Origin of the sequence: Odoribacter laneus YIT 12061, assembly GCF_000243215.1 — a bacterium.
GTDB classification, from domain to species: domain Bacteria; phylum Bacteroidota; class Bacteroidia; order Bacteroidales; family Marinifilaceae; genus Culturomica; species Culturomica lanea.
In genome coordinates this window covers 1,449,694-1,476,672 of record NZ_JH594596.1, presented here as the reverse complement: position 1 = coordinate 1,476,672, position 26,979 = coordinate 1,449,694, and the positions used below count along the sequence as shown (strand labels likewise).

At 41.3% G+C, this 26,979-nt stretch carries 18 protein-coding genes; 11 read left to right on the top strand and 7 right to left on the bottom strand.

Going from position 1 to position 26,979, the window contains the following annotated elements; all coding sequences use genetic code 11:
- Window positions 1-352: 352 nt before the first annotated feature.
- From HMPREF9449_RS06120 to HMPREF9449_RS06070, 11 genes are all read left to right on the top strand, one after another.
- Window positions 353-670, top strand: a complete 318-nt coding sequence (locus tag HMPREF9449_RS06120; protein ID WP_147640030.1) for a hypothetical protein — start codon at window positions 353-355, stop codon at window positions 668-670.
- Between the two features lie 91 nt (window positions 671-761).
- A complete protein-coding gene (secA, locus tag HMPREF9449_RS06115) occupies window positions 762-4,049 on the top strand; it encodes a preprotein translocase subunit SecA (RefSeq protein ID WP_009136373.1) in 3,288 nt (1,095 codons plus the stop codon).
- Window positions 4,050-4,201: 152 nt separating this feature from the next.
- The gene (lgt, locus tag HMPREF9449_RS06110) at window positions 4,202-5,116 is read left to right on the top strand and encodes a prolipoprotein diacylglyceryl transferase (protein WP_009136372.1); all 915 of its coding nucleotides are present in this window, start codon (window positions 4,202-4,204) and stop codon (window positions 5,114-5,116) included.
- Window positions 5,117-5,142: 26 nt separating this feature from the next.
- Window positions 5,143-5,613 (top strand): nucleoside deaminase, encoded by a 471-nt coding sequence (locus tag HMPREF9449_RS06105; protein ID WP_009136371.1) that lies wholly within the window; start codon window positions 5,143-5,145, stop codon window positions 5,611-5,613.
- Window positions 5,614-5,806: 193 nt separating this feature from the next.
- Entirely contained in the window at window positions 5,807-8,953 is a 3,147-nt protein-coding gene (locus tag HMPREF9449_RS06100; protein ID WP_050810430.1) for a S41 family peptidase, read from the top strand.
- A 243-nt stretch (window positions 8,954-9,196) separates the two neighbouring features.
- Window positions 9,197-10,768: a fimbrillin family protein gene (locus HMPREF9449_RS06095; protein WP_009136369.1), complete on the top strand. Its 1,572-nt coding sequence runs from the start codon at window positions 9,197-9,199 to the stop codon at window positions 10,766-10,768.
- Window positions 10,769-10,877: 109 nt separating this feature from the next.
- Window positions 10,878-12,644, top strand: coding sequence for a fimbrillin family protein (locus HMPREF9449_RS15855; protein ID WP_009136368.1), 1,767 nt, complete (start codon window positions 10,878-10,880; stop codon window positions 12,642-12,644).
- 212 nt (window positions 12,645-12,856) lie between these two features.
- A complete protein-coding gene (locus HMPREF9449_RS06085) occupies window positions 12,857-15,580 on the top strand; it encodes a TonB-dependent receptor (protein WP_009136367.1) in 2,724 nt (907 codons plus the stop codon).
- Window positions 15,581-15,625: 45 nt separating this feature from the next.
- A complete protein-coding gene (locus HMPREF9449_RS06080; protein WP_009136366.1) occupies window positions 15,626-17,002 on the top strand; it encodes a DUF5689 domain-containing protein in 1,377 nt (458 codons plus the stop codon).
- Between the two features lie 80 nt (window positions 17,003-17,082).
- Complete coding sequence (locus HMPREF9449_RS06075) at window positions 17,083-18,108, top strand: endonuclease/exonuclease/phosphatase family protein (protein WP_040611238.1); 1,026 nt, start codon at window positions 17,083-17,085, stop codon at window positions 18,106-18,108.
- Between the two features lie 430 nt (window positions 18,109-18,538).
- Window positions 18,539-20,449, top strand: coding sequence for a zinc metalloprotease (locus HMPREF9449_RS06070; protein WP_009136364.1), 1,911 nt, complete (start codon window positions 18,539-18,541; stop codon window positions 20,447-20,449).
- A 174-nt stretch (window positions 20,450-20,623) separates the two neighbouring features.
- Here HMPREF9449_RS06070 and HMPREF9449_RS06065 read toward each other — a convergent pair whose 3' ends face one another.
- From HMPREF9449_RS06065 to HMPREF9449_RS15850, 7 genes are all read right to left on the bottom strand, one after another.
- Window positions 20,624-21,562, bottom strand: a complete 939-nt coding sequence (locus HMPREF9449_RS06065) for a Ppx/GppA phosphatase family protein (protein WP_009136363.1) — start codon at window positions 21,560-21,562, stop codon at window positions 20,624-20,626.
- A gap of 12 nt (window positions 21,563-21,574) precedes the next feature.
- Window positions 21,575-23,671 carry an RNA degradosome polyphosphate kinase gene (locus tag HMPREF9449_RS06060; protein WP_009136362.1) on the bottom strand — a complete coding sequence of 699 codons (2,097 nt, stop codon included), beginning with the start codon at window positions 23,669-23,671 and terminating at the stop codon, window positions 21,575-21,577.
- 398 nt (window positions 23,672-24,069) lie between these two features.
- Window positions 24,070-24,324: a DUF4252 domain-containing protein gene (locus HMPREF9449_RS06055; RefSeq protein WP_009136361.1), complete on the bottom strand. Its 255-nt coding sequence runs from the start codon at window positions 24,322-24,324 to the stop codon at window positions 24,070-24,072.
- Window positions 24,252-24,497: a sigma factor gene (locus HMPREF9449_RS16200; protein WP_071987182.1), complete on the bottom strand. Its 246-nt coding sequence runs from the start codon at window positions 24,495-24,497 to the stop codon at window positions 24,252-24,254. Before HMPREF9449_RS16200 ends, HMPREF9449_RS06055 begins: the two co-directional genes overlap by 73 nt.
- A gap of 316 nt (window positions 24,498-24,813) precedes the next feature.
- On the bottom strand, window positions 24,814-25,509 hold the full coding sequence (locus HMPREF9449_RS06050; protein WP_009136360.1) for a hypothetical protein: 696 nt from the start codon (window positions 25,507-25,509) through the stop codon (window positions 24,814-24,816).
- Window positions 25,510-25,534: 25 nt separating this feature from the next.
- The gene (locus HMPREF9449_RS06045; protein ID WP_009136359.1) at window positions 25,535-26,242 is read right to left on the bottom strand and encodes a hypothetical protein; all 708 of its coding nucleotides are present in this window, start codon (window positions 26,240-26,242) and stop codon (window positions 25,535-25,537) included.
- A 29-nt stretch (window positions 26,243-26,271) separates the two neighbouring features.
- Window positions 26,272-26,979 (bottom strand): RDD family protein, encoded by a 708-nt coding sequence (locus tag HMPREF9449_RS15850; RefSeq protein WP_009136358.1) that lies wholly within the window; start codon window positions 26,977-26,979, stop codon window positions 26,272-26,274.

Sequence of the window (26,979 nt, the reverse complement as noted above, 5' to 3'; positions counted from 1 at the left end):
ATTTTTACGAAGGAACAATTGGATTCTTTGGATTGGACGATTACTTATCCTTAATGGCATTGATTTCCAACGGATGGCAAAAGTAAGTTTAAGTAGATTTGTCTTCCTGTTCGGTCTCTTGCTGATACACTTCTTTTCGGATTGGGGTAGTGGAACTTCATTTGGGATAAAATTTTGCTATTAAAAGGTAACGATAAATTTTATTCGGACCGAAACTTCGCTTTTGTATACCGTAGCTGTATTTTTCAACGAAGTACTCATCGGAGAACTCTGTCTGAAGACGAATTCTTTATCTTTTTCGGCTTTTCATTTTTTAATTTTTACTTTTTAGCTAACTTTGTAGCTTGTGGAAATGAACAGATATTTGATAGCGGCATTGTACGTCATGGCCGGTTGTGTTGTGGCGGTACCCTTAAAGGTGCAGGGAAGTCCCGAGCCTTTGAGAGGGGAGAGGTGCAGGCTGGTGATTACGGCTACGGTAAAAGTCGTGTCCGAATATGTGACGGATCAAGAGGAAGAACATATAGGTTGGGAGTTGTCGCCCGAATATTTTCGCTTGCCGGATATAACCGTTGATCCAGTTTGTTTTTCTTCCGAATATACAAACGAGGAACGGATTATTTTTCCTTGTTATACTTCTCATAAGATCAGGGCTCCCGGAGAAAATTGAAGGACAAAAAGTGTAGGGAAGAAAGAGGGGAATTTTTTAGCAAACGGGGAGGAGAGCCTTCTATTTAGTTAATTATAATATCAGTTATAAAATGGGATTTAATGATGTATTGAAAAAACTGTTCGGAAACAAATCCGATCGGGATATGAAAGAATTGATGCCGATTGTCGGAAAAGTAAATGCCGAATGGAATAAAATAAAAAACCTCAGTAACGATGAGTTACGGGAGGTGGCTAACGGATTAAAAGTAAAGATTAAAGAGCATATCCGGGAAGAAGAAACAGAGATTGCCGATTTAAAGCGGAAAGTGGAAGAGGAAAAACCTACCATTGAAGAGCGGGAAGAAATCTACAACCGGATAGATAAGTTGGAAGAGGAGATTGATAAAAAAGTAGAGGATATTTTGAATGACCTCTTACCGGTCGCTTTTGCCGTTATGAAAGATACGGCTCGCCGGTTCAAAGAAAACGAGGAAATTGAGGTGACGGCCACGCAGTTTGACCGTGATTTGGCCGTAAAACACGATTTTGTTGAGATAGAGGGAGATAAAGCCATCTGGTTTAATTCCTGGGTTGCCGGTGGCAATGAAATAACTTGGGACATGGTACATTACGATGTGCAGTTGATCGGGGGATCTGTGCTTCATCAGGGGAAAATTGCTGAAATGGCTACGGGTGAAGGAAAAACCTTAGTCGCAACTTTGCCCGTATTTCTGAATGCTTTGACCGGGAGGGGAGTACATATGGTGACCGTAAATGATTATCTGGCAAAACGTGACTCCGAGTGGATGGGACCTCTGTATATGTTCCATGGGCTTTCGGTAGATTGCATTGATAAACACCAGCCGAATTCTTTGGCAAGACGGAAGGCTTACCAGGCTGATATTACTTTCGGTACGAATAATGAGTTCGGGTTTGATTACCTGAGGGACAATATGGCGATCAATCCGGAGGATTTGGTGCAACGGAAACATAATTATGCTATTGTCGATGAGGTCGATTCCGTGTTGATTGACGATGCGCGTACGCCTTTGATTATTTCCGGTCCTGTTCCGAAGGGTGATGATCAGATGTTCGACGAATATAAACCCCGGGTAGAAAGGTTAGTGCGGATGCAGCGGGAGTTGGTAGCGAAAATTTTCAATGAAGCGAAAGAATTGTTGAATAGCGACGATCCGAAGAAGAGAAAAGAAGGAGGCGTATTGTTGTTGAGGGCTCATAAAGGTTTGCCTAAATACAAGCCGCTTATCAAATTCTTGAGTGAGCAGGGAAATAAGGCTATGCTGATCAAGACGGAAAACGAATACATGCAGGAAAACAACCGGAGAATGCCGGAAATTACGGATCCTTTGTATTTTGTGATCGATGAAAAGCTGAATTCTATCGATTTGACGGACAAAGGGCACGATACGATTACGGCTGCCGGAGAGGATCCTCGGTTTTTTATCTTGCCCAATATCGGAGAAGAGATTGCCGAGATTGAGAAAACGGTGGAAGATGAGCAGGAAAAACTGGCGAAGAAAGATGAAATGATACAGGGATACGCCATAAAATCCGAACGGGTGCATACGGTGAACCAGTTGTTAAAAGCCTACACATTGTTTGAGAAAGATATCGAATATGTGGTAATTGACAATAAGGTGAAAATCGTGGATGAGCAAACGGGACGTATTATGGAAGGAAGGCGTTATTCCGACGGTTTGCATCAGGCTATAGAAGCAAAGGAAAATGTAAAAGTAGAAGCGGCCACTCAGACATTTGCGACGATTACGTTACAGAATTATTTCCGTATGTATCACAAGCTGGCTGGTATGACGGGTACGGCCGAGACAGAAGCCGGAGAGTTCTGGGATATCTATAAACTGGATGTAGTGGTCATTCCGACTAATCGTCCGGTGGTTCGTATAGATGCCAACGACTATGTGTACAAAACCAAGCGGGAGAAATACAATGCCGTTATCGATGAGATTACACGTTTGGTTGATTTAGGGCGTCCAGTATTGGTCGGAACAACTTCCGTAGAAGTGTCGGAATTGTTGAGCCGTATGTTGAAATTACGGAATATTCCTCATAATGTGTTGAATGCGAAGTTGCACCATAAAGAAGCGGATATTGTTGCGGAAGCCGGTCAGTCGAAGACTGTGACGATTGCAACTAATATGGCCGGTCGTGGTACCGATATCAAATTGAGTCCGGAGGTAAGAAATGCCGGTGGTTTGGCAATTATCGGTACGGAGCGTCACGATTCCCGTCGGGTGGACCGGCAGTTAAGGGGGCGTGCCGGACGACAGGGGGATCCGGGGTCTTCTCAGTTCTTTGTTTCGCTGGAAGATGATCTGATGCGTTTGTTCAGTTCCGAGCGGATTATTCGGGTGATGGATCGCTTGGGGCATAAAGAAGGGGATGTTATACAGCATTCCATGATCACTCATTCGATCGAGCGGGCACAAAAGAAAGTGGAGGAAAACAACTTCGGCATCCGGAAGCGCTTGTTGGAATACGACGATGTGATGAATTCCCAACGTACGGTGATCTATAAACAGCGCCGGAATGCCTTGTTGGGAGAACGTATCGGGGTGGCTGTGGCCAACGACATGTATGATGTCTGCGAAGCGATTGTCAATGAATACCAGCCGGAAAATGATTTGGAAGGTTTTAAATTGGAGATATTGCGGGTGCTGACGATCGATTTTACCATAGAACCCGAGGAATTCCAGAAACTGAAACCGGAAGATCTGACTGAAAAGTTGTACGGGCAAGTGAGAGAAGTATATACTCGTAAAGTAGAACATATTGCTCGGCAGGCCTATCCGGTCATTAAAAACGTATTTGAAAACCGTGGGGATGTATTTAAAAATATTGTAGTGCCGTTTACCGACGGTCAGCGGGTGTACAGTGTGGTGACCAATTTGGAAAAGGCCTATCGTTCTCAGGGAGAAGATTTGATGCGTTCTTATGAAAAAGCGATTATCCTGGCTCAGATAGATGATGCCTGGAAAGAACAGCTGAGAGAAATGGACGAATTAAAGCAGTCTGTACAGAATGCGGCTTATGAACAAAAGGATCCTTTGTTGATCTATAAATTTGAATCGTATAATTTATTTAAAACGATGGTGGAAAAGATCAACCGGGGGATAGTATCTACTTTGATGAAGGGACAAATTCCGATGCAGGAACCGGAAGACGTGCGGGAGGCCCGGGAGAAACGTACTGACCTGAGCCGGCTGAAAGAAGGGCGTTCGGAGGCTCCGGCAACGGCTCCGAATCAGCAACAACCGAAGCATGAACCGGTGAAAGTCGGACCCAAGGTAGGGCGAAATGATCCCTGTCCTTGCGGAAGCGGCCGGAAGTATAAGAATTGTCACGGGAAAAATGCATAAAGACGAGGCAGTAAGCATACCTTTTTGTCGGGCGGACCGGTTTAAGAATGGTCTTCTTATTCCGGTCGCATGACAACTGTTTAGAAGGAAAATAGCAGGGGGAGAAAATATCTTGAACAAGAAAGCTTTTTCAGATCATTAAAACGGAAAATATGTTATCACTCTTTATCAACTGGGATGTCAGTCCCGAGATTTTTAATCTGGGTGGAATTTCTATCCGGTATTACGGTTTGCTTTTCGCATTGGCTTTTGTATTCGGTTATAAAATCGAAGAAAAGATGTTTAAATCCGAGGGACTGAGTATGGTTTGGTTGGATAAGTTGTGGATATATGTGGCTATCACTACTGTGATCGGAGCCCGCTTAGGGCATTGTTTGTTTTACGACTGGGCTTATTATAGCCAGCATCCTTTAGAGATCGTCCTGCCTTTCCGTTGGGATCCTACTTTTAAATTTACAGGTTATCAGGGTTTAGCCAGTCACGGAGCTGCGGTCGGGATTATTGTCGGATTGTGGTATTATTCGAAAAAGGTCAGTAAGAGATCGGTATTCTGGATATTAGACCGGGCTGTCATTCCGATTGCTTTAGCGGGTTTTTTTATCCGAATGGGAAATCTGATGAATTCGGAAATTATCGGAAAAGCTACGGATATGCCTTGGGGATTTCGGTTTATCCATGCTTCTGGAATAAGCGATCCCCTTACCCCCCGGCATCCTTCCCAATTGTATGAAGCCATTTGCTATTTGATCAGTTTCGGGATATTGATGCATTTTTACTGGAGGACCAAAGCAAAAGAACATTTAGGATTCCTTTTCGGAATGTTTTTGATCCTGATTTTCACGGCCCGTTTTTTTATCGAATTCCTCAAAGAGCCGCAAGAAGCTTGGGAAGCAGATATGGCATTGAATATGGGACAATGGTTAAGTATTCCGTTTGTGGTGTTAGGAATAGGAATGGTGCTTTACAGTAGAACACATAAATTGGCGGTAAGTCCGGCAACTGGAGCAGAAAAACCGCAGGTAAAAAAGAGCAAAGAAGCAGAGCGGGGCGTAAAAGCAAAACGATAGGAGGTTGAAGATTTTAACGTGAAGATATGTACGAGAAGAGATTTATGGAAGAGGCCATTCGCTTGGCGGTGGAAAATGTGGAAAAGGGAAAAGGCGGACCTTTCGGGGCTGTTATTGTAAAGGACGGACAAATTGTAGCAGCTTGCGGGAATACGGTTACTCCGGATAATGATCCGACGGCTCATGCCGAAGTAAACGTCATCCGGACGGCTTGCCGGCAGTTGGGAACCTTCCAGTTGACCGGTTGTGAAATTTATTGCAGTTGTGAACCCTGTCCCATGTGTTTAGGGGCTATTTATTGGGCCCGGCCGGAGAGCGTTTATTATGCTTGTACGAAAGAAGATGCTGCAGAAGCAGGGTTTGACGATTCCTTTATCTATAAAGAAATTGCTTTACCGGAAGCGGAACGGACTATCCCTTTCCTGAACCGGCGGGAACATCCGGCTGGAGAAGAATTCCGCTTATGGAGAGAAAGCGAAGAAAAAACCGAATATTAAGGCAAGTAAAAAAGAGTTGCTTTCCTTTACCGGCTGATAAAGAAATTTTATACTTAAGGAAACGCAAACGTGTGCATAATTTAATACAATTCTGATCTCAATGAAGACAATTTTTACTTTGAAAGGTTCCCTTTTATTGGGTAATCTGACTTTGCGGGTGTTTTTAATTTTGTTAGGAGGTATATTGACTGGGATGTCTGCCTTTGCTGCTCCGTTATGGATGCGTTATCCGGTGATCTCGCCCGATGGGAAAGAAATCGCTTTCGCATACAAGGGAGATATTTATAAAGTATCCTCGACAGGGGGGGAAGCTCAACGATTGACCACTCATCCGGCTTATGATTTTGCTCCGGTATGGTCGCCGGATAGCCGGCAAATTGCTTTTGCCAGTGCACGCAACGGGAATTTTGATGTATTCCTGATGCCGGCGGAAGGAGGGGAACCCCGGCGGTTAACGACACATTCTGCCAAAGAGATCCCTTATGCTTTTACTCCTGATGGAAAATATATCGTATATGGGGCACAAATTCAGGATCCGGCTCAGAGTGCGCTTTTCCCGAAAGCCTTTTTGACGGAACTGTATAAGGTCTCCACCGATGGAGGACGTCCGGAACAATTATTGGCAGTAGCGGCTGAAAATGTCAACTTTGCCCGTTCCGGGGAAACCTTTGTGTATGAAAACGTAAAAGGTTCGGAGAATACCTGGCGGAAGCATCATACGTCTTCCGTAACCCGGGATATTGTCCTCTACGATATCCCAAGCGGGAAACATACTTTTTTGGTACAGCGGGCTGGAGAGGATCGGAATCCGGTGTTTGCTCCCGGAGATAAAGAAATTTATTTTTTAAGCGAGAGGGATGGTTCTTTGAATGTATATACACTTTCTACTTCCCGTCCGGAAGAGGTAAAACAAATGACCTTCTTTAAAAAGAATCCGGTGAGGTTCCTTTCGGTTTCCGCCGACGGGACCCTTTGTTTCGGTTATGACGGGGAAATCTACGTGAAAAAGGGAACTGCTGAACCTCGGAAAGTCGAAATTGAAATTATCGGAGAATCGAACATCGAAGACGTAGAATATCTGTCGTATACAAAGGATGCTTCGGAGGCTATTTCTTCTCCGGATGGAAAACAAGTGGCTTTTACTGTAAGAGGAGAGGTATTTGTGACTTCTGTCGATTATCAGACGACCAAGCAAATTACTCATACTCCCCAGGGAGAAGCTGATTTAGCATTTGCTCCGGACAATCGGACGTTGGCATATGCCTCGGAAAGAGAGGGTAACTGGAATATTTATCTGGCTCATATAGCCCGGGAGGAAGATCCTAACTTTTCGAATGCGACTTTAATCCGGGAAGAAGCTCTATTCAAACCTTCGGCTACGGAACGTTTTGCTCCCTCCTTTTCTCCGGACGGAAAAGAGTTGGCTTATATAGAGGACCGCGCACGTTTAATGGTGATCGATCTGAAAACACGTAAGGTCCGGCAAATTACAGACGGGAAAAAACAATACAATACAAACGGTCATTTTGATTATAGCTGGTCGCCAGACGGGAAGTGGTTTGTGTTTGAATATAGCGGTAATAAACACGATCCCTATTCAGACATCGCGATCGTAAGCGCTCAGGGAGGTGAAATTGTAAACCTGACTCAAAGTGGATATACAGACGGCAGTCCTCGCTGGGCTTTGGAGGGAAATGCTATTTTATTTATTTCGGAACGTTACGGAATGCGGAATCACGCTTCCTGGGGATCACTGAACGATGTGATGTTGATTTTTTTGAATCAGGAAGCCTATGATCGTTATAAAATGAGCCCTGAAGATTATGAATTGGCTTATCCGAGAAAAGAGAAAGGAGAAAAAACGGAGAGGGTAACCGATATTAAAGTGGAATTGAAAAATATAGAGGACCGGATAGTGCGATTGACCCCTAATTCTGCAAGCTTGGGAGGAGCTATTATCGATAAAAAAGGAGAGAAATTGTATTACCTGGCTACTTTCGAAAAGGGATATGACTTGTGGGAAACGGATATGCGGAAAAAAGAGACTAAATTATTGCACAAATTGAATGGAAGCTGGGCCCATCTGGAATGGGACGGAAAAGGAGAAGATTTGTTTTTGCTGGGAAGAAATAAAATGATGAAATTCAATCCTGTTTCCGGTAAAATGCAGAATATCACTTTCTTGGCAGAGATAAAGTTGGATAAGGCGGAGGAAAGGGCTTATATGTTTGATCGGGTATACCGGCAGGAGCTGAAGCGTTTTTACAACAAAGACATGCATGGAGTAGACTGGCCTGCTTTACGGAAAACATATGAGAAATTTTTACCTTACATTAACAACAACTATGATTTTTCGGAATTACTGAGTGAGCTATTAGGGGAATTGAATGTTTCCCATACGGGAGGACGTTACCGGCCTGCTGCTTCGGGGGATAATACGGCAGAATTGGGATTATTATTCCGTTGGAATGACCGGAGCGAAGGGTTATATATCGAAGAAGTAGTAGATAAGGGACCTTTTGATAAAGAAGCTTCTCAGGTAAAGGCGGGGGATATTGTGGAAAAAATTGATGGGGTAGCAATCCTCCGGGGAATGGATTATTTTCCCTTATTGAATAAGAAGGCCGGGAAAAAGGTGTTGATTTCTCTTTATCGGCCGGCAGAGAAAAAACATTGGGAAGAGGTAGTGATTCCGATTAGCCGTTCCAGGTGGAACGATTTATTATACAAACGTTGGGTAAAACAACGGGCGGCAGAAGTTGACCGGCTTTCCGGAGGACGTTTGGGATATGTACATATTGAATCGATGGGGGATCCCAGTTTCCGGTCTGTGTATTCCGATATTTTGGGCAAATACAACGAACGGGAAGGCATTGTCATCGATACCCGTTTCAATGGAGGAGGCCGTTTGCATGAAGATATTGAAGTATTGTTCAGCGGAGAAAAATATTTTACCCAGGTTGTCAGAGGAAAAGAAGCCTGTGATATGCCGAGTCGTCGCTGGAATAAGCCTTCGGTGATGTTGATCGGAGAAGCCAATTATTCCAATGCCCACGGAACGCCTTGGGTTTATAAACATAAAGACATCGGGAAATTGGTCGGCATGCCGGTACCGGGAACAATGACAAGTGTCTCTTGGGAGACTTTGCAGGATCCCTCTTTGGTTTTTGGTATTCCGATTGTAGGGTATCGTTTAGCCGATGGCTCTTATTTGGAGAACCAGCAGTTGGAACCGGATGTGAAAATAATGAATCAGCCGGATATAATTGTTAAAGGCCGGGACGAGCAATTGGAAAAGGCCGTTCAGGTATTATTGGAAAAATTGGACCGGAAAAAGTAGATTTTAGACTTAGGTTTGTTTGAAAGTTCAAAACTTTAATTGTTTAAAAATTCAATTAAAGTTTTGAACTTTTTTCTTTTTTTTCTCTTTTTTCTTTTCTAACTTCAATGCCCCAAATTAATTACTATGTCATAATTTGTTAACAGAAATATAACATTCGTATATTTGTTTTGTAACGACAATTGAGATCATATGAGAACCGGGAAATTCGGAAAGAAGAATTTCCGATAGATAAAAAAAATTATGAAAATTAGAAATGTTTTAGGTGCGCTCCTGTTTTTAGTGTCAGGTTTTATTTCTTGTGAGGATAATTCCCTTTCGGAAAAAGAGAGAAATCGTTTGCCGGTGCAATTTACTTCCGGAATAGACGGAGAAATTCAATCCAGAGTTACGGGTACGAAATGGGATAGCGGGGATGCCATAGGTATCTTTATGAAAAGAAACGGGCAGTTACTTTCTGCTGCTACTATTTTAGAAGACGCTAATAATTTGGAGTATACCGCCGGCGAAAAGGGAATGTTTATACCGGCGGCTTTTCGTTGGATTTATTATCCGGCAGATGGAAGTAAAGTGGATTTTATTGCTTATTATCCTTATCAGGAAAACCTGACGGATTATATTTATAAAGTCGATTTAGCGCATCAGCCGACGGCAAGCAGTGTCGATTTGTTGTATGCTGACGGTGCTAAAGGATTGGCCATGGGAGAAGAGAGGGTTACTTTGTCTTTTTCTCATCAGTTATCCCGGGTTATATTGAATATCACAGCCGGTGAAGGGATAAAAGACCTGACCGGTTTGAACGTGGTTTTTTCCGGCTTAAAGACAAAGGCCGACTTTGCCTTGGCGGAGGGTACCTTGGTCATAGACGACCGTTCCGTAGGGGAGATCACCGTTCCCTTGGTGTCTACAGAAACAGGAAAAGTGGGAGAGGCGATGGTTTTGCCGGAAGCGGACGTAAAAGGAGCTTTTATTCGTTTTAATCTTCATTCAAAGTCTTACGATTGGAAAATTCCGGAAGGATTTACCTATGAGAAAGGGAAGCGTTACACCTATGATATTGTATTAAAAAACGGAGGAGCAGAAGAAAAACCTTCTTTGCCGACTTGGTTTGAGACTCCGACGGGTGATATGGAAAATACAATTTATGTGACTCATTATTTACCGGACCGGGCGGGAGTCAGAAATTATGCAATGTTATATGATACGATTCAAAAATTGGCTTATTGGGTCGCTTATCCTTTGCATGCCTCTTATGTCAGTTCAGGCCGTTGGGATAGTTGGGGTTATGATCCGGAAATCAAGCCCAGTTTGCAGCCTTATTTGAAAAACGCATTTGGTATTTCCGGTATTGACCGGGGGCATCAAATTCCGAGCGCAGACCGCAATTATAGCAGAGCCGGGAATGCGACTACTTTTTATTACAGTAATATGACAGCCCAGAACTCTACCTTGAATCAAGGTATGTGGGCGCAGTTGGAAAATCGGATCCGAACGTGGATGCGTACCTGCGACACCTTGTATGTGGTGACCGGGGCTATGGTGACCACCGATACGGATCGGAATATTACTTATGTAAAAGATAACGATAAAAAGAATGTGGCAAAACCGAAATATTATTTTAAAGCATTGGCTCAAAAAGTGGGGAATACCTACTATACGATAGGATTTAAAATGAATAATAAAGCCCCTTCGAATACTGATTACAATGCTTACCGAATGTCTGTTAGTGAGTTGGAAGCAGAAACTGGTTTTACTTTTTTCCCGGGACTTACAGATGCTGTGAAAGCGAAAATTGAAACAAGTCGTTGGAATTAACAGAAATGTGACATTCTGTTTTATAAAAAGTAACAAAAGGAATGTTTATTTGTATGCTTTTAAAAGCACCGCTTTTAGTAGTATTTTTAGTATAATAAAAACAAAAATTATGAAAATTAAAAACATTTTAGGAATGATGCTGTTATCTTCGTTGTTTTTCGTAGCCTGCGATAATGACGAAGATGTCCGTACTGATGACGGATTAACGGTGAAATTTTCTTCTTCGATCGAGGGATTGATTCCGTCGAGAGCTGCAGGTAGTGGTTGGGATTCCGACGACGCTATCGGTGTATTTATGCTGAAAGCCGGACAGGCTTTATCGGATGCAAATATTGTAGACGGGGCTGCAAATAAAGAATATGTAACGGCTACAGGAGATGGTCGTTTTGCGCCTGCTGTCGGACAGACTATTTCTTATCCGGCAGATGGCAGTAATGTTGACTTTATTGCTTATTATCCTTATACTGTCATTAACAATTATCAGTATGCGGTAAATGTAGAGAATCAGACTTCTCAACCGGCTATCGATTTGTTGTATGCCAATAACGCTAAAGGACTGAATAAGGACAATGCGGCGGCTGCCTTGTCTTTCTCCCATCAGTTGGTGAAAATGGTATTCAATATTAAAGCCGGTACGGGCATTTCCAGTCTGGAGGGTTTGAGTATCACTCTGGGTGGAATGAAGACACAGGCTACATTTGCCTTGGCTGATGGCACTCTGAACGTAGAGGATGCTTCCGGAAAAGAACTGTCAGTGAAGCTGAGTCCTGCCGTGGAAGGTGTAGTGGGAGAAGCCATTATTCTGCCGGTTGCGGCATTAAATGGAGGAAGCATTGTATTTACTTTGCCTTCAGGTGCTTTCCGTTGGGAAATTCCGGCAAATCAGGAATATGCAAAAGGCAAAAAATATACCTATGATGTGGAGTTAAGAAACAGTGGTGGGGGCGTAACGGCTTCTATCAGCGCTACAATTGAAGATTGGATAGATGCTCCGAAACAGAATATCAATATTGATTTCGGAAATACCACTCCGGGAGATGGAAGCAAAGAAAATCCGTATACTGTGGATCAGGCTTTAACTTTGACTCAGAATGATGTATGGGTAGGCGGATATGTAGCCGGTGTGCAGCAAACAAGAGCCTATACGGTCAAGACCAATATTTTGCTGGCGAAAACAGCAGGAGAAACCGATCCCTCTAAATGTGTGTTGGTACAATTGGTAGACGGGAGTGATATTCAGAAAGCTTTGAATTTGGTAGACCATCCGGAATTAGAAGGAAAGTTCGTAAAAGTGTTGGGAAATGTGGAAAGCGGTGTAGTTTCTAATGTAACGGAACAAGTTGGCGGAGCTGAATCCGGAACGCCTCAGACACAGAATATCTTTACCGAAAGTTTTGATGGTCAGGATTTGTCTGGTGGTTCTAAAGTAAAAATCGGTAGTTATACGGGTTTTGATAATGGTGTAGGACTTATATTCAGCGATGAATACGGAACGGCTGATGTTCGTTATTTAAAATCTACAGCTAACAATAATGTATGGTTTCCTGCCGATAAAGATGCTTCTTTAAAAATTTCAGGCATCAATGCTGCCGGGTATACCAATATCAAACTGACATACAAAGCCGCTGCAAATGTATATAATGCGGGAACGAGTATCGATTTGAATAAACTGAAAGTTTATTGGAACGGACAAGAATTGACGGTTCCCAGTAAAGTAGTATCCAAGGATAATGGGGATGCGAATGTATTTTATGAGTTGGTGATTTCTACCGGGATGACGGCTTCTGCTAATGCTGAACTAAAATTTGTAGCTTTAGGGGCTGACAACAATCTTGGCTTACGTATCGATGATATAAAACTTGTCGGAGATAAATAAAAATGAATTAAAATAAAGGGGCTGGCTAAAAGTGATTTTAGCAGCCTCTTTCTCTCTTTTTATGAGGTTATAAAGAATGTTTAGTTGAGGTATTCGGGAGGCTTGTTTTCTTGACTAGAATTTTTAAGAGAGAAGCTTTGGCGTGCGGAATTAAAAGCATACATACATGTTTTTCGGAGTCTATCCAAAACAAATTTGAAAATACGAGGAGTATGAAGCAAAAACTACTATTTTTTATAGTATTCCTTTTCCCTTTTTTCGTTTATGCCCAACAGCCGGCAGAAGTAAAGGGAAATGTGATCAGTTCGGTGACAGGAAAGCCGGTAGCGGGGGTTATTGTAACCTTAAGAGGGCAGGATCGGCAGACCAGAACCGATTCCAAAGGGCTGTTTTCTTTTCAGAAAGTAGCTGTGGGGAAAGACACTCTTTCCCTGAATGCTGCTAGTATTCGTCCGCAGGAAATCCCTGTGGATATTTTAGCAGGAATGCCTACTGTTCTGAATGATGTTCAGGTGGTGGATTTAAACGCCGTTGAAGATATGTCGTTAGTAGGCGTTATCGATGAAGTATTGACAGACGACGATGCTGAGAGTTCTTCGCAGGAGATCAGCTCTACCGTCATCTTGTCCAACGATGTTTATTTGAACAGAGCTGCTTATCAACTGTCACCTGCACGTTTCCGGGTAAGAGGATACGATAGCTATTATGAGCAAAAATATATAAACGGGGTTAGTTTTAACGACCAGCTGAGAGGAGTATTCAATTATGCCGCTATCGGCGCTTTGAATGATATGACCCGCAATGGGGATGTTACAAATTACAACCGTCCTTCCGCTTTTACCTTTGGTTCGATCGGAGGAGCTGAAAATATAAATATGCGGGCTGGAAACAATGCTTCGGGTACGAAGGTAACCCTTTCTTATACCAACCGAAACTATTATCTGAGGGGAATGGCAACTTATTCTACGGGATTGACTGATAAAGGCTGGGCTTTTACTGTTTCTGTCGGCGGACGTTATTCGGACAGAGGGAATATTGAAGGTACCTATTACCGGAACTTTTCTTATGCCTTATCGGTGGAGAAACAATGGAAGGAAGGACGTCACAGTTTGTCGCTGACGACTTTCGGTTCACCGGTGGAGAGAGGACAACAGGGAGCTTCCTACCAGGAAGTGTATGATCTGACCGGAAATAATCTCTATAATCCTAATTGGGGATACCAGAATGGCAAACGGAGGAATGCCAAAGTTGTAAAGGCCTTCGATCCTACGGTGATTTTGTCCCATGTTTGGAAAATCAATGAGAATACCAGTCTTACTTCCGGCATCGCTTTTCACTACGGAAGATATGGCAATACGGCCTTAAACTGGTATAACGGTCCCGACCCGAGACCCGATTATTACCGTTATTTGCCTTCTTATTTTGAAGATACGGTTATCCAGGAACAATATGCGGCTTTGTGGAGGAGTAAAAACCGGACCTTTACCCAAATCAACTGGGATAAATTATACCGGGCCAATGAATTGAATATAACCCAGGGAAATGGATCTGCTATTTATATGGTGGAGGAGAGAAGGAGTGATTTGTACGAAACTTCCTTTAACTCGACTTTGAATGCTGTGATGAAAGGCAATATGAAATTGTTTGCCGGTATAGGGTTGAGAGCGACGACTTCCCGGCAGTTTAAGACTGTAGACGATTTATTGGGGGCTCATTATGTGTTGGATATTGATAAATTTGCAGAACAGGATTTTTCCGGAGATCCGGAAAAGCTTCAGAATAATTTAAATCATCCCGACCGGAAGGCGCTGAAAGGAGATAAGTTCGGTTATAATTTCGATCTGAATATTTATTCGGCTAATGCTTGGGTGTTAAACCAGTACAGTACGCGCAAGCTCGATTACTATTACGGATTTAAACTGACTTATACTTATTTCCAACGGGATGGAAAGATGAGAAACGGACGTTATCCGACGACTTCTTATGGTAAGGGCGCTTCCCATTCCTTTACGGATATTGCATTGAAGGGAGGACTGACCTATAAGATCAATGGAAGGCATTTTATTACGGGAAATATCAGTTATGCCACAGAAGCTCCTCTGCCGAATAATTCTTATGTGTCTCCCCGTATAACGGATAAAACCGTAAAGAACCTGAAAAGCGGAAGTTATTTTTCTGCCGACCTGAATTATGTATTTTCATTACCTTCTTTGAATGGGCGTGTAGGGGTATTTCAGACCAATTTCTACGATCAGATGGACCGGATCAGTTACTACGATGGCATTTCCGGAACCTTCATTAATCATGTAGTGACAGGGATCAACCGGATTCATCGGGGAATGGAAGTCGGACTTACTTATAAACTCAATAATCACTGGAGCTTCGATTTAGCAGGAACCTTATCGGAATATTATTATAACAATAATCCCATGGGGACTATTAATTCGGAAAACGGGAAGATTGACAACCGGGAAGAAAAAGTGTATTTAAGGAACTTTTATGTAGGGGGAACACCCCAATTTGCCGGTACTTTCGGCTTACGTTATTTTATCAAATATTGGTTCTTGGGAGCTAATATAAACGGTTTTGCCCGGAATTATATAGAGGTGGCTCCTTTGCGCCGGTTGGCTTCCAATTACGATAATGTGGATCCGACGGTCCCGGAAACAATGGAAGCATATCGCTCTTTGGTGGATCAGGAACGTTTTGACGACAGTTATACGATCGATTTATCTATTGGCAAAATATTTTATTTGCCGGGTAGAAGTTCTATTAATTTCAACTTGTCGGTCAATAATCTTTTGAATAAAGAAAATATACGGACCGGAGGATATGAACAGGGACGCATGGATATTACCTACCCGAACCGCTTCGGGTCCAAATATTATTATATGCAGGGTATCAATTGCTTCCTGAATGTGAGTTATAAATTTTAAAATCAGGCCGTTTTATTATTCAGTAATTTATTAAAAAATATTCATATGAAAACTTTACAGAGAATTCTTTATTTGTTTCTGCTGACGCTGGCTATAGTGGCCTGTGAGAGGGATTATGATATGCCTCCGTTAAATGAACCTAAATACGAAGGAGCAGATGCCAATATAACCATTGCCGCTTTAAAGAAAGACTATGCGGCTGCCACTCAGGATAATCCGATTACGATTGAAGAGGAGTTGGTCGTGAAAGCCATCGTTAGCGCTAACGATGAGTCCGGAAATATTTTTAAGCAAATTTTTGTTCAGGATAGTACGGGGGGAATTCCCATCAGTGTAGACCAGAATAGTGTATATACGACTTACCGGGTAGGGCAGGAAGTGTTTGTGGATTTAAAGGGAATGTGTGTATCTGCTTATGGAGGACAGTTGCAATTGGGCTATCCGGGGGCTTATCTTTATCGGACTCCCTGGGAGGATTTTGTTGCTCATGTATTTTTAAATGGTTGGCCCGATGAGACGAAATTAGTGCCGGTGCAAGCCAATGATATCAGTAAACTGAACGAGCATGTCGAGCGGTTGACTTACACTTTAGTCCAATTAAATGGGGTTTCTTTCACAAACGGAGGAAAAGGCACCTTTGCTCCTACTACGGGATACGGAACCCAAGTCTTAAAAGATGCTCAGGGAAATGCGATAGACGTACGTACCAGTAATTATGCAGATTTTGCTTCCGATAAACTTCCGGAAGGAACCGGTACGATAACCGGAATTTTAGGTCGCTTTAATGATTCCTGGCAGTTGACGGTGCGCACAAGAGACGATATCGGTTCTTTTGAAGGAGAAGGACAACAGCCTCCGGTAGGAGAAGAAACCGTGATTTTTATGGAGACCTTTGGAGAGGGATATTATCCGTCGGGAAACAGACCTAAAATTGCTGATTTTACGGATTTTGATATGAAGAGTCCTATAACTTATAGTGATGCTTCCGGAAATGCCGATATCCGGAGTATGTCGGGAGGGAATGGAGCCCATGTTTGGTTCCCGGCCAATAAAGATGCTTATCTGACGATAAGCGGAATTAATACGACGGGACATCAGAGGATTGTGTTGAGTTATGAAGTGGCAGCTAATTTGTACAGCGCCGGGGAAGCTATGGATCTGAATGCGATGACGGTAAAATGTAATGGAACAGCTTTGGACGTGCCCAGTATTCCGGTATCGAATGCCAATGGAGACAATGGTAAATTTTACAGCATAGAGATTGATAATCTTCCAATTGCAGAAAACGTTACGATTGAATTTTTTGCATCTGCCGGTCAGAATACTTTGGGTTTGCGTTTAGATAATATCAAGCTTACTGCGGATCCGCAGGAGGGAGGTGGCGGAGATGGCCCGATTGTTCCGGATCCTTTGAAAAAATAAGTTGATAAGTCCTGAAGTGATAGAAAAACGGAAGTAACCGGTCTGTAACTTTGGGACTTTTAAGCCGAAATACAAATTTTATGAAAAAGTACCTGTATTGTATCGGATTGTTGTTTATCACCCTTCCATTATTTGCCCAACATAAGTTAGGTGTCTATGCTGTGGGGTTTTATAATCTGGAAAATTTGTTTGATACCAAGGACGATGAGGGAATAGCGGATGAGGATTTTACTCCTACGGGAGCTTACAACTGGACGCCGGAGAAATACCGGCAAAAACTGGCTAAACTTTCTTTGGTGATTTCCCGTTTAGCCCGGGAATATTGTCCGGGCGGACCGGCAGTATTGGGCGTAGGGGAAGTAGAAAATCGGGGAGTACTCGAAGATTTGGTGAAGACCGGAGAAATAGCAAAAATCGGTTACGAAATTGTACATTACGATTCACCCGATCGTCGGGGAATAGATGTCGCTTTATTGTATAATCCCAAATTATTTCGTCTGACTTCTTCCCGGGTTTATCCTTATCGTTTGCCTACGGATTCTACTTTTAAAACCCGGGATCAGTTACTGGTAAGTGGAATTTTAGCCGGAGAGGCTTTTCATGTCATTGTAAATCACTGGCCGTCCCGTTGGGGAGATAAGTCTTCTCCTTTGCGGGAATACGCGGCTACTATTACCCGGCATATTGTAGATTCCCTTTACCGGATCGATCCGAATGCGAAAATTGTAATTATGGGGGATTTTAATGACGATCCCGATGATAAAAGTTGCCGGGAAGTGTTGAATGCCCGTAAAAAACAAAGCCAGGTGGAAGCCGGCGGACTTTATAATGCTACTTGGGCTTTATGGGATAAAGGAATTGGTTCTCTGTGTTATCAGGATCAATGGAATCTTTTCGATCAGCAAATTTTATCTTATGGATTATTGGGAAAAGATTATTCTACTTTGAAGTTCTGGAAAGTGGAAATTTTTAACCGGGATTTTTTGATTCAGAAAGAAGGAAAATATAAAGGTTATCCTTTCCGGACTTTTTCCGGGTCAACTTTTCAAAATGGTTATAGCGACCATTTTCCTTCATTGGTATATTTAGTGAAAGAAATTCAATAAGAAATAAAAAACAACTTCTGAAAAGATACTTTTTTAAGAAAAACATAACACTTCGCTGATAGACGAACTTTCGGTTCCGATTCTTTTTATCCGTAACTTTTGTTTCGTTTATCAGCGAAGTATTCAATACTACCTCGACAGATAAAAATACTTTCGTTGAAAAGTCAGAAAATAGATGTTTTCTTGTTTTTACTTGCCTTTTAAAAGATAAATTTTATCCTCTTTTATTTTCTTAGTTGTAAATAAGTATTAAATATTTATAAATTAATATAATATTTTGAATTATAATTTAATTTTGTTATATTTAACCTGTTTTAAAATAACACAACATTTTTTGTTTTCCTTTAGAGAGAAAGAAGGAAAATAAAGGGATAGGAGAAAAAGATATGGGTACAAACTGGAATTCTCATTATTTATTAAATAAATAGCTATGAAAAGATTGTTCTTATTATCGACAGTGTTGTTCTTGCTTTGCAGTTGCAGCAATGACGACGGACTTAAACCAGGACAGCCAGATGGCGAAAATACAGCTGTGATTCCGCATTTTTACGGGATGGCCCGGTTGGAGAATCCGGCTCCGGAAACGCGTGGTGTGGCGAATGTATTAAAGACTTGGAACAGACCGATAGCGGAAGAAAGTCTTACCGTTAAATTTCTTAATGGTACGGAATATTATCGGGAGTTAGTCAAGGGGACTGTAAAAGAATGGGAAAAGGTTGCAGGCGTCAAATTCTATTTTGTTCAGGATAATGAGGATGCCTTGATTCGTATCGGCTTCGACTGTGTTTCGGGCATGATGTCGAGTTGGGCAATAACGGGAACCGATCATATACAGTTATACGAACAACAGCAAGAACCTACGGTTCATTTTGCACAATGGCACTCTGTTTCCGATAAGATTAAGCGCAGCGACGTACTAAGGGCATTCGGACAGGTACTTGGTTTGGAATTGGAATTCCGTCATCCAAATTTCACTCCGGGTTGGATTACCGACGAAAATGGCAATGTGGACGAGACAAAGATACGCGAATATTGGAAGAAAGAATTGGGGGATTATATCACTTGGGAAGAACTGAAAAAAATGGTATTGGACCCGCTTCTGGATCATGCTTTTTTGATATCTAAAACGAATTCCTACGATGCGGAATCGGTAATGACGTGGCCTTTCTATGAAATGATAGCTCAAAATATTCCACTCATCGAATATAAAGAAGATTGCAAATCTGAATTATCTGTTCGGGATAAGGAATTTATTCGGAATATTTACGGGCCTACTTTGGGAAAATGGGATCCGGATGATAAGTATTTGAAATTAATTGAATTTGACTATACGGGTACTACTCCGGAATTTACTTTAACAACAACCAAGAATATTGCGGTCATTTGGGATCAGGACGCTGAGGAGGCGACCAACTACTATTTACCTGTGAATGTATCCTCAGCATATAAATTCACTGCCACTCATACTTTTGCTGAAAGCAAGAAACACAGGATTATTATTGCAGAAATTTTGGATTGGAGACAAGAAATTCCTACAGAGAGCACGGCTTTGACTGCCTTCGACCTTACCCATGGAGTAGGTGCTGAAAATTTCGATATAAAGTTATTGAATAAAGCTTTGGAATCTATCCGGATTATAGGAGGAGAGGGGTTTATAAGTCAGGAATTTAATTTTACGGGTTATAATAATCTGAGAGAACTTTATTTGGTAGGAACGCTGGATTCCAGAGTGACATTGGAGAATTGTGAAAATCTGGAAATTTTTGCTACGAGCCGGTCTGTTTATAAACCGCAAACCCTTAAAGGACCGTCTGGATTAACTGTTGCCAGTACTCCTGAAGCGAATGGCTATTACAAGGTAGAGGGACCTGTTGCGGAATGGGCAAATGAAAGTATTTCTATTCCGGAAGGGATAGGAAAGGCAGAACCGACCTATTCGTTAAGCGATCTGAATGGACCGGGAATTACGATCAGAAATTGTGGCAATCTGAAAGAGATCGGTCTGGAAAATACACGGGTTAAAAACATCGACTTCAGTAATCTTCCACATTTGGAATATATTTATCTTTCTTCAACCCAAAGCTATCTGGTGGGCGGAGGATCAAGAGATAATAATGGAGAATATTTATGTGCAGCCTTCAGTACCTTGGAAAATAGAAAAGATTTACCCTCTGGAGTAATTGTATTACGGGGTATTACAAGGGTGACAAACCCGGCAGATTATATGTACGTGTTTTTAAATCTGGAAAAATTTATCCAAATCGATAATCAGTTTAAAAGTAAAAACTGGACAGCTGTGTGGGATTCGGGATTGCTTCTTTTTGCAGTAGCCATTCCCTAGGAAAGCAAATAATAAGCAGATCCTGGCACGAGTATTCTCGTCTTTTAAAATGAACAAAAACTGACCGGAGGCTGGAGAAAACCAGCCTCCGGTTAGTTCAGATAAAATCCGTTTATTAATTATCAACGAAGCATATGATAAGCTCTGACATCGGAACTAACTTTAGTGAGAGAATCAGGAAACAGGTGTTTTTTGGAGATTTCCCTCATTGGTTTCTTCTTGTTTTATGTCTTGGGCATAGAGGTTGTCAATGATGCCGTCTACCAATCCAATGGTCGGAACCAAGATCATTTTAGCAGCGGCGTGAGTAGCCACTTCCAGAAAAATATCCGCAGCGTGAGTGATGACATCTGCCCGGTCAGGACGTAGACTGAATTTTTGTATCCTTTCTTCTGTGTTGAACGATTTGAGGGTTTCGTTGATTTTTTTCAGTTTTTCTACAGGTAATTCAATGTTGTTTGGAGTGGAAATATCGGCCAAGCGGAATAATTTATTAATGTTTCCTCCGGAGCCGATAATGCGGAGTTCGGGATAAAGTGTGGCAAACTTTGCCAGATCCCGGCGGAACCGGGCAGTTGTATTTTTTTTCACTGTGCCTTCCAGAAGACGTACTGTCCCGATGTTATAGGAACGGGAATTTTTTAGTTTCCCTTCGCTGATCAGACTGATTTCTGTACTACCTCCACCTACATCTACATAAATATAATTGGTATTTTTGTCGAGTATTTCTTCGATGTGGTTGTCATAGATCAAGCGGGCTTCTTCCTCTCCGTTGATAATTTCAATCCGGATACCGGTCTTCCGGGAAATACTTTTGATCAGTTCTTTTCCGTTGGCGGCATCCCGTACGGCGGAAGTGGCGCAGGCACGGTAGTTTTTGACCTCATATATTTTCATCAATTGGCGGTAGGCTTTAATGAGGCGGTGTAATTTTTTGCCTTTTCTTTCCGATATCTCACCTTTGGAAAAAGTGTCTTCTCCCAGGCGTAAAGGAACACGTAATAATTGTTCTTTGTTAAATGCTGGCGATTCAACCTCGGGATCTATACTTTTTATCAGTAAACGTACTGCATTTGAACCGATGTCGATAGCGGCGTAGTTTATTTTACTCATAAGAATATTGTTTTAAAATTGACATTGTTTATTCTGGGGACCGGCTTGTTCCGAATAGTATTCGTATAATGCGGTCTGTGAACGCAAAGGTTCTCCTGAAGAGAGAATCCACGGCAGATTCCGGCCGCTTCCATCTACTATTCTTCCCTGATAGGTATCCCGTAATCCGTATTCGACAATTCTTTTGAGTTCTGCCTGTATATTTTTATCGTATACGGGTGTCATAACCTCAATGCGATTGTCAAAATTGCGGGGCATCCAGTCTGCTGAGCCTAAAATGTAAGTTTCACGTCCTCCGTTGGCGAAAATGAAAATACGGGAATGTTCCAGATAGCGGTCGATAATTCCATTTATCCGGATATTTTCACTTATTCCTGCTAAACCTGTCACAACAGAACAATTCCCGCGGACAAGTAAATCAATTTTGACTCCGGCGGTAGAAGCTTCGTATAATTTTTCAATTATTATTTTATCAGTGATATGATTTACTTTTCCCAGTATATAAGCTGTTTTTCCCGTTTTTGCATTTTTTATTTCACGGTTGATACGCTGGATTAATTGTTTTCGCATATCGTTCGGGGAAACGAGTAGTTCCCGGAAATGTACGGGAACATAAGGTTTTTCAATAAAAGTGAATACGGCGTTTACTTCTTGTACCAGTTTTTTACGGTCGGTAAACAAAGTGACGTCGGTATATTGAGCGGCATTTCCTTCGTGGAAATTACCTGTACTGATACAGGCAATATCTCCTTTTTTGCTTCCGATAAAGAGTAATTTTGAATGTACTTTCAGCCCCTCTACTCCGAAAATGACCCGTATACCGGCATCTTGCATCTGTTTGGACCAACTGATGTTGGAGGCTTCGTCAAAACGGGCCAGCAACTCAATTACTACGGTTACTTTTTTACCGTTTCGGGCAGCAGATATCAGGGTTTGGACTACTTTTGAATCCTTTGCCAACCGGTAAAGCGTCATTTTGATTGTCGTGACGTCCTGACTGATAGCCGCTTCTCTCAGTACCCTTAAAAAAGAAGAAAAACTATGGTAAGGGTAGTGTAAAAAACGGTCTTTCTGCCGGATGATTTCCAACAGACTATCGCTACTGGTAAACTCGGGCTTAAAAATTGGCAATAAGGGTTTATATTTCAAATCCCTACGGTTGCAATCCGGAAATTTCATCAGATCTTTCATGTTGTGATACCGGCCTCCTGCTACTTGGGTATCCCATTTATCGATATTGAGCATCCGGGCGATGTGTTTCAACATATTCGCCGGCATACAGGCATCGTATACCAATCGGATCGGTTCCCCTTTTTTACGGCTCTTTACCCCTTTAGCGATCTTTTGCATCACACTATTTCTCAGATCGGTGTCCAGTTCCATTTCAGCGTCTTTTGTAAATTTAAACGTGTAAGCTTCAAATCCGCAAAAGGGAGTCCCTTCGAAGATAAAGGGTAGGCAAAAACGTACTGCATCGTCGAGAAAAATAAGACAGGTTTTACCGTCTGCATCCGGTAAACGTAGAAAACGCCCATATTCTTTAACCGGTAATTCGATAAAAGCATAAGTTATTTTTGTGCGGGCAGAAGCTGGATTCTTTTTGGAATTCAATAATACTGCCAGGTAGATGGCATCATCCGGTTGTTCGTCTAATTGTTGAAAAGTAGAAATAAAAAGCGGAGTGGTAGATCCGTTGAGCCGGTTGTGATAAAGATGACAAATGAAATTTTTTTGTTCTGGATTCAGCTCTTTTTCGTTTAACAGCCAGATATTATTTTGCTTTAAGGATTCATCGATGATATGGAATGTATTTTCAAATTCTGTAGAATAACAAATATTCAGGCGGTTTATCGTTTTAAATGTATTGATGGTTATTGCTTTTTCCTGTTGGATAGCTTTTCCTTTGTATTCGATAATCCGGTTGAGGGTGGCTACCCTGACCCGAAAAAATTCATCCAGATTATTGGAATAAATGCCTAAGAAACTAAGTCGCTCGAGTAAAGGCACAGATGTCTTTTCAGCTTCGAGCAGGATACGCTGATTGAAATACATCCAACTGATATCTCTTTCTATATAAATCTCTGTGTCGTATTTTCCATTTTTTTTCATGAGTGACCAATAACTTTAAGGAAATGAAAAGAATGGTCGAATTTAAACCAACTATGTTACAGAAATATGACGTATATGTTACGTTTGGATGGGAAAAAGAGTTGTAGCTATTTTTATTTAACTGCTCCAGAAGAGGACATTTTATTTTTATAGGAAAATAGAAAAAGAAAAAAAGCTTTTAAATTTTCGATAGGGAATGGTATACAAAGTGGAAAATTAAATTTTTCAACTTTTGATCCACAACTGAAAGGAGATGCTGATTCTATTGCCCGGGGGGAGGAGGGTAAGCCTGTTCAGTCGATCCCCCGGGAAAATAATTTTTACGGATGAGAAATTTTTCCCAGTTGTTGTATCATATCGGTGGAAAAATTTCCCTTGACTTGTGGAAAAATGGCTACTTATTTTTTTTCTTGTAAAATACTGATAAATAGTTGTTTAATGTCTTTCTGCGTTTTAGCCAGTGCAAATATTTTTATTACTTTTCCTTTGTCTTTTATGTTTAATAACTCATCCCCCTGATTTCCTTTTATAAAATTATTTTCGTCTTTTATTAATGCTTGAGAATACTCTCCTTCAGCTATCAGGAGCTGGAATGCGGAACTTTGTCTGATAAAATTTTGAACAATACTATCTTCCGGTTCATTGTACAGCAATATGCTTCTTTACTTTCAATTTTAGTCCATTCTTCCCGGCAATTCCACCTCCTTAGCATTACTTCCTGAACAATATCTTCTGCTTCTGCCGGGTTTTGAGTGATCCGCAGAGCCAATCGGAATAACTTATCCCGCAGGGGTAATATCTGATTTTTAAATTCTGTTATTCTCATGATAGCTGTAAAACAGTTTAGCCATGCAAAAGTTACACATTAGGGACGTGCCCTTTTGTGTAATTTTACAAAAGTAAAAGGATATTTTTCCTATAAAAATAAAAATTACACAAAAGGGCACGTCCCTAGTGTGTAATAATACGGGGAACGGAGTTAAAGCTTTTGTAGAGGATGGGAAAAGGATAAGGGCTTTTCTCCAGGCTAAGGGGGCGGAATGTTCGGATAGGGAAGTAAGGACAAAATCCCATATTTGCCTTTCATCAGAGTTTTATTTTAAGTTGATAAACGATTTTTGAATTACTTATGAAAAGGTTATTTATAAATCAACAGGGGTCGTATCGTACTTTTGATAAGGGATAGAGATGGGATAAGGACAATTCCCGAAACTTAAGGTGTCACATTTTCCCCTGAGATAAGTGATGAGAAAATCGCAGCTGATTTCTGTGTGGTTGTAAGGATTTTTTACGGGCAGAGAACGAATGAGGAGGGAATCGTAAATGGGAGGTAAAATTTCCTCCCTTATACTCCTGATGCCGGTTTTCCCGGATATTTTTGTTTGGAAGACCGGCTTAGAAGAATATTGAATGTGTCCCCGGCCTTCGTAAGTGTCGTACATATAAGTAGCACCGGAGACTGCCTGGATTTCTTCTGAAATAGAGTCGTAAATGGCTTCCGTATATTTAATACCCGTGGGCCAATGCTCCATACCTAATTTTTCGTTTTCCTGATAAATCGTATAGCGAGGGAAATCCGTGCTATAGAAACAAGAGGTAATGAGCAATAAGAGGGGTAGAAGAAAAGCAGAAAGAGAAGAAAAAAGAGTGTTTTCTTGACATAGTTTTAAAATTTTAAAATTTAAAACGATAGCGGCGATCATCAAATAAATCAGTATACAGCCGAATAAAAGACTTATGGAATAATAATTGGCCAGAAGCGATAACGGAATGATTATGGCTGTATCTGTAACGAACAGGAATATAAAAAGTAATCCTGATTTTGTAGGTGTCTTCATAATGTTTCTATTTGAAAAGTTTTCTTTATTTCTGAGAAAAAACAGAATTTTCTTGGGGGCTATGACCGGGAGAAAGCAGAGAAGCTTTTCGGGAATATTGTTGAAGCAGGAATAGAAATAGAAAGAGGACGGCGATCTGTATGCCGTAAACAATCAGTTTTTCAATGAGTGAGGCATAGTCATCTTCTCTTATATAAGTTAAATAGGACAGAAGTTGGGAAATTATCCAGAGGCCGATCATTATTTTAAAACGAAAGGGGGAATACAAAGTGTCCTTCTCTTTCTTATCCGGTCCGGACGATTTAAAAAGCTGAAACAAGGAGGTAAACAAAAAATAGGAAACGACCAAGCCTATTATCAGAGCTGTCTGGGCATAATACCAGTCAGAGAAATAATTATAATTGTAATAAAGATAAAAATAGTAGAGAAGAAAACAGACAGAAAGAGCTATTGTCAAACGTGTATAGCGTTTTTTTCGGAGGAGCAGATGTTGAAGCTGTTTACCTGCCAGAAAGAACCAACCAAGGGTGAACACCATAATTAAAAATCTGGATAGCCCGTTTCCTATTGAAAAAAACGGATAGAGTGTCCGATGAAGATAGATAAAGTCTTTATCGGAAGAACTGAGAAAAAAGGCGTTGGTGATTACTAAAGCCAGGCGGAAAAATATGAAACTCAGGACCGACCAGGTTATTGCTTTTGTCAGTGTCTCGAGGGTGATATTCGTTTTCATTTTTTTACGGATTAAAAAGGTATAATTTATTAGGACTGAACGTGGGTAGTATTTTTTTGTACTTTTATTACTTTTGTGCCGGAGATTTTATCGTGCCAGTTGGCATAAAAAAGAAAAGACAGGGCGTCGAAAGGAATAAAGCGGGCGGCTGTCCTGCCCAGAATATATCCGAAAGAAGGTCTACTGCCGTCTTTTTTGACCACTTTTGTGCCTGTTATCCATTTACCGGGGGTTGCAAAAGTGAACCATTCAAAAAGGAAATAATACAGAAAAATAGTAACGATACACAGCAAAGTAATATCGTCATCTTTGGGTTCAACAGAAGAAAGAATACCGAATTCCAATAAGGTAAATAAAATGAAATCGATAAAATATCCTTTGAAGCGGGTGGTTGAATCCGCTTCATCCTCTGCTTTGTCCTCTGTTTGTGGAAGAGAAGAAGAAAAAGGTGTGAGGGGCAGTTCCTTTGCTTTTTCTCGTTTATTGAGCTCTTTTTCGATATAAGGCCGGACAAAAGGAATATATTCGTCGGGATGTTCCTGCATATATTTCAGTTCTTCTTCTGTCACTAGCGGGAGTTCTTCAATAAACTCCAATGCGGGCATCAATTGACGTTTTTCTATTTCTGTGAGGAGTTGCTCTACAAATAAAGGTTGGTAATTTTCTTTATCCTGATAAATGTGAATGAGTTGATAATCATTTTTTTCACTCAATATTTGTGCAAATTTTGTGTACAT